Raw genomic sequence first — 5,070 nt, 5'->3', positions numbered from 1 at the left:
CCGGCGTTGTACCTCCCGGCATGGTCGAGCGCGCCATCGAAGCAGCCTGGCCCGGTGCCCACACCCGGACCTCTCCGGCCCGGCCGCCAATCCCGCTCACCGCGACCGGCCGCCGCGTCAAAGCCGTGGGAGGCGAGCTGCGGTTGGGCCGCTCGGAAGCGCTGCCCATCCGCACCGAGCACACGGTCGACCAGATCCGGGCGCTGCTCGGCGCACCGGTAGGGCTCGGACCGCACGAACGCGCGTGCGTTCAGGTACTGGCCCGCCCCGTCGCCGGCCGCCGGGTGGGCAAAGCTCGGAGAGCGGCGCGCCGGCTGAACGCAGGCAGCTCCGCCAGCCTCACCAGCCGGCTGCTCGACCTCCTCACCGACGTCATCTCGCCAGGAAAGACCTCCGGTGTCTCGACCAGCACCCGAAAACCCCAGCTGGATCGCCAGACCAGTCTCGAGTACGCCGCCCAAGACCGCGCTGTTGTGGACAAGTTGCGCGCCAACCAATTCGAAACCCTCATCCGCTACGCCGTCGCGACCACCGTGCCCGCAGGTGCCACGTCAGCCGAAACGCAGCCCGTGCGCGAGGTACTCAGCGGCCGCGCGCATGCCATCGCATCCGCATTCGCCGCGTACTCCGAGCACAACTACTACCGCCGGGCCCGACTCCGCCGCCCGATCTCCGCACTGGCCAGCCGCCGGCTCGGCAAAGGAGACCTGCTCTCCATTCCCGAGCTGGCCGCCATCGCCCACCTGCCCACCGACGACGCCGCCCCGGGCTTACAACGAGCAGGAGCGAAGGCCGTGTCGCCTCCACCCGGCATCCCCACCACTGGCGATCGGGTCAAAACTCTCGGCGAGTCCGACTCCGGTCACCCGCGTCCCGTCGGCCTCTACGTCGCCGACGCCCGCCACCACATGCACGTCATCGGAGCCACCGGCTCAGGCAAGTCCGAACTGATGGCGCGAATGGCCCTCGACGACGCCGACGCCGACCGCGGCAGCGTCGTGATCGACCCAAAGGGCGACCTCGTCCAGGACATCCTGATGCGGCTACCCAAAAGACTCGGCGAAAAGGTCGTGCTCTTCGATGCAGACTCACGCGCACGGCCGCCCGTGCTCAACCCGCTGGAAGGAACGGACAAGGCTCGCGCAGTCGACAACCTCGTCAGCATCTTCTCCCGGATCTACGCATCCTCCTGGGGCCCGCGCACCGACGACATCATGCGCGCCGGGTTGCTCACCCTCACCGCGATGCCGGGCACACCGACTCTAGTCGACCTGCCGAAACTGCTCACAGTTCCAGCGTTCCGGCAGCGCGTTTGCGACCAAATCGACGACGACGTGCTCAAAGGCTTCTGGACCGCCTACGAACGGATGTCGGAAGCCGGCCGCATCCAGGTCACAGCTCCGCTGATGAACAAGGTCAGAGGATTCCTGTTACGGCCCTTCGTCCGCGCCGCCATCGCCGGAGGCCCCTCCACCGTGAGCATGGACGACGTCCTCAACGACGGAGGCGTCTGCCTGGTCCGGATATCACGCGACGCGCTCGGCATGGAGACCTCGCAACTCGTCGGGTCGATCATCGTCGCGCGGACCTGGCAAGTCACAACAAGCCGGTCGCGGCTTCCGCAGCACGAGCGCCCGGATTCCAGCCTCTACATGGACGAATGCCAGAACTTCCTCAACCTCCCATACCCCATCGAGGACATGCTCGCAGAAGCCCGCGCCTACCGGCTCGCCGTGATCCTGGCTCACCAGTACCTCGCGAAGCTCCCGAAGGAGCTGGAGGAGGGAATCAGCACCAACGCCCGCTCGAAGTTCTTCTTCAACCTCTCCCCCGAGGACGCGAGGCAACTCGCCCGGCACACGATGCCTCGCCTCACCGAACATGATCTGTCCAACCTCGGCGTTTATCACGCGGCCGCCCGGCTCGTGCTCAACGGTGAGGAAGCCCCCGCATTCACCGTCCGAACCGAGAAGCTCCGGCCCGCCGCTCCCGGACGCGCACGTGAAATCCGCAAGGCCGCGAAGGTCAACACGCGGCCACCGGACAGCGCTGCAAACGGTGCGAGCAGGCCACCTTCGCCTCCAACAGCCGACCCGCGCCGAGCAGCGTAAGCCCGTCGACGCGTCTGCGCCCCCTCCCATCGCCGCAGAAAGGTGCCCGCTCATGATTTCGAATCCCACGCCCCAACGCGCACTGCGCGGACACATGCCTCAACGCCCCACACCGCGGGCAGCCACGACTGGCGAACACCACGCCCAACTAGCCGGGCGGCTCACCCTCCGAGACCGTTGGCTCGCCAGGATGCTGCACGAGCACAAGGTGCTCACGACCGGTCAGATCGTCCAGCTCTGCTACCCCAGCGTGCGCGCTGCCAACCACCGGCTCCTCGACCTCTACAAGTGGCGCGTGCTGGACAGGTTCCAACCGTTCGTCACCTCCGGCACCGCCCCGATGCACTACGTCCTCGACATCGCCGGCTCGGTCGCGCTGGCCTACGAAGACGGCCTGGACCCCAAGCAGGTCGGCTACCGCCACGAAGACGCGATCGGCATCGCCCACTCGCTCCGACTCGCGCACACCGTGGGAGTGAACGGCTTCTTCACTTCCCTCGTCGCGCAGGCCCAGCAACCCAGTGCTCGTGGGCGTTTGACCGCGTGGTGGTCCGAACGGCGTTGCGTCCGACTGTTCGGCGACATGGTCCGCCCCGACAGCTACGGCCGGTGGCGCGAGGAAGACGACGAAGTCGAGTTCTTCCTCGAATTCGACTTCGGCACCGAAGATCTCGGCAAGCTCACCAGCAAGCTCCACGGCTACGAGAAACTAGCCGCCGCAACTGGAATTACTACGCCAGTACTGGTGTGGCTGCCCACCAGCCGACGCGAAGCCAACGCCCGCACATCCCTGGCCGACACCCTGTCGCAACTCGACTGGCCCGACCTGGTGCCGATAGCGACAAGCGCTGCGGATGTGATGGCGTCGGACAGCCGAAGCACTCCCGCATCGACGCGCTGGCTGCCCATTTCCAGCCCAACACCACACCGGCCTGGCCGACTGCGGCTCATCGACCTCGCCCAGCTCTGGCCCCAAACCGCCCCGCCCGGCACCGCTCCGTCCTCAGCTGCCCTGCCCTCGCAGACACCCGCGGAGATCACCGCACCGGAACCGTTTCCGCCGCCCGCTCCAGCCCTTCGCCTCCGGAGGTGAACATGAAGATCCCTATGGTCGCTGGCGCAGCCATACTCGGAGTCGTCGTGCTCATCGGCGGGATCGGGCACGCAGTAGCGAAAGTCATCTTCGCCAGCGACAGCAACGACAGCCAGCCCAGCCAGGCGGCGCTATCCGACATTCCTGCCGACTACCTCAACCTCTACCAGCAAGCGGCGGGCGTTTGCCCCGGCCTGAGCTGGTCCGTACTCGCTGCCATCGGCAAAGTCGAAACCAACCACGGCCGCTCCGGACTGCCAGGCGTCGCCAGCGGACAGAACTTCGCCGGTGCAGGCGGTCCCATGCAGTTCCTGCAGACAACATTCGAGGCCGTCATCGCGCGGCACCCATTGCCTGCCGGAGGCTCCACACCGCCGTCCCGGTACAACGCGCACGATGCGATCTACGCAGCTGCCTACTACCTCTGCGACTCCGGTGCACCCAAGGACATGCGCAGGGCGATCTTCGCGTACAACCACGCAGACTGGTACGTAAACAAAGTTCTCGCGCAAGCCAAGCAGTACGAATCCAGCGACTGCGGGAACATCCGCGGGCCGAACCCGGCCGCCACCACAGCGATCGCCTTCGCCTGCAAGCAACGCGGCCTCCCCTATCTTTGGGGCGGCAACGGGCCAGCCCACGGCGACACGGGATTCGACTGCTCGGGCCTGACGACCGCGGCCTACAACGCCGCCGGGATCGACCTGCCGCGAACAGCGCAAACCCAGTACAACGCCGGACCGCTCGTGCCACCCGGCCGACAGCTCTTGCCTGGCGACCTTGTCTTCTACGGCACGCCAGGGCACGTTCATCACGTCGGCCTGTACATCGGATCCGGCAAGATGGTGCACGCACCCGACTTCGGTCGACCCGTTCAGGTCAGTGAGTATCGATGGAAGAACGACGACTACCTCGCGGCGTCACGTCCCGCGAACTAGCCATTATTCTGGCATCGCCTCGACCGGTCGACTGAGAGGCCGCCGCAGCGCCCGCTTTCCTCCGCCGCCAAAGCCGCTGCCGACATGCATTTGAGCAAGTCTCCCTGGGCCGACCGCCACGCGCGATCGGCGGGTTCTCCAACCTGTTATCACATCCGGGAGCTGCGCATCGACGCCGAGGATCGGAGTCAATGCCATAGCGCAGACAAATCTCCTGCACATACCGCGAACGCGAGTATGCGCAGCGAACTACCAAGCTCCTCACACGCACCCGGTCACTCTCGATCTCAAATTCAGCGCTGACGATAGCGCGGGCGAGTCGCTCGTATGCCTTCTCGATGCGACGCCGCGGATTCAGCCTCCGGGGGACACGATGAGGTTCTCGCCAGCTGACACGAGGCAGAAGGCGCATGAGAGCACCATCGGGGTAACCGCAGACCGCCGTGGCGATGATGATGAGCTGGTCGTGATGCGACATCTCCGCCAGAACCAGGCCAATAGGGTCTGGGTGGGGTCGACGTTGAGTTCGCACTTGTGGCGTCATCGGTAAATCTCCTGTTTGGCGAGCAGCTATGGTGACACCAGACAGGGTGGCGATCGGCCATCCCTTCCGGGGCACGTGCCCCATGGGGTTTTGCAACACTCGTTACCGCCTCTCCGCACGTCACGCAGCATTTGTGAAACCCGTCACAACGCCCTCGTCACAAAGCCACCGCTGTGCCACCGGTGCCTAACACCTACGCAGAACGCATGGCGTGCGCACAAGAAGTAAACCCCGCGAGGTGGTCGGCTGCGGGAAGTATGAGGTTCACCCCGAATGGTGGACAGGGGCTTACGAGGGGTTCAGGCAGCCGTTCGGAGTGCCTGCTCGAAGTTGTCGGGGCTGAGCATCCCGATAGCGGAGTGCCGCCGCACACTGTTGTAGAAA

The 5,070-nt window shown here is 65.9% G+C and carries 3 protein-coding genes; all 3 read left to right on the top strand.

Features of this window, described 5'->3' with window-relative positions:
• On the top strand, positions 1 to 2,111 hold a 2,111-nt coding region (locus PUT80_RS46020), incomplete at its 5' end, for a DUF87 domain-containing protein (protein WP_275295900.1).
• Positions 2,112 to 2,301: 190 nt separating this feature from the next.
• Positions 2,302 to 3,204 carry a replication-relaxation family protein gene (locus tag PUT80_RS46015; protein WP_275295899.1) on the top strand — a complete coding sequence of 301 codons (903 nt, stop codon included), beginning with the start codon at positions 2,302 to 2,304 and terminating at the stop codon, positions 3,202 to 3,204.
• 2 nt (positions 3,205 to 3,206) lie between these two features.
• Complete coding sequence (locus PUT80_RS46010) at positions 3,207 to 4,142, top strand: bifunctional lytic transglycosylase/C40 family peptidase (RefSeq protein WP_275295901.1); 936 nt, start codon at positions 3,207 to 3,209, stop codon at positions 4,140 to 4,142.
• Positions 4,143 to 5,070: the final 928 nt, after the last annotated feature.

The sequence above is a fragment of the Amycolatopsis sp. La24 genome (assembly GCF_029087445.1).
Lineage (GTDB): Bacteria > Actinomycetota > Actinomycetes > Mycobacteriales > Pseudonocardiaceae > Amycolatopsis > Amycolatopsis nivea.
The sequence above is the reverse complement of the archived record's forward strand: the minus strand, read 5'-3'. Positions and strand labels throughout refer to the sequence as shown.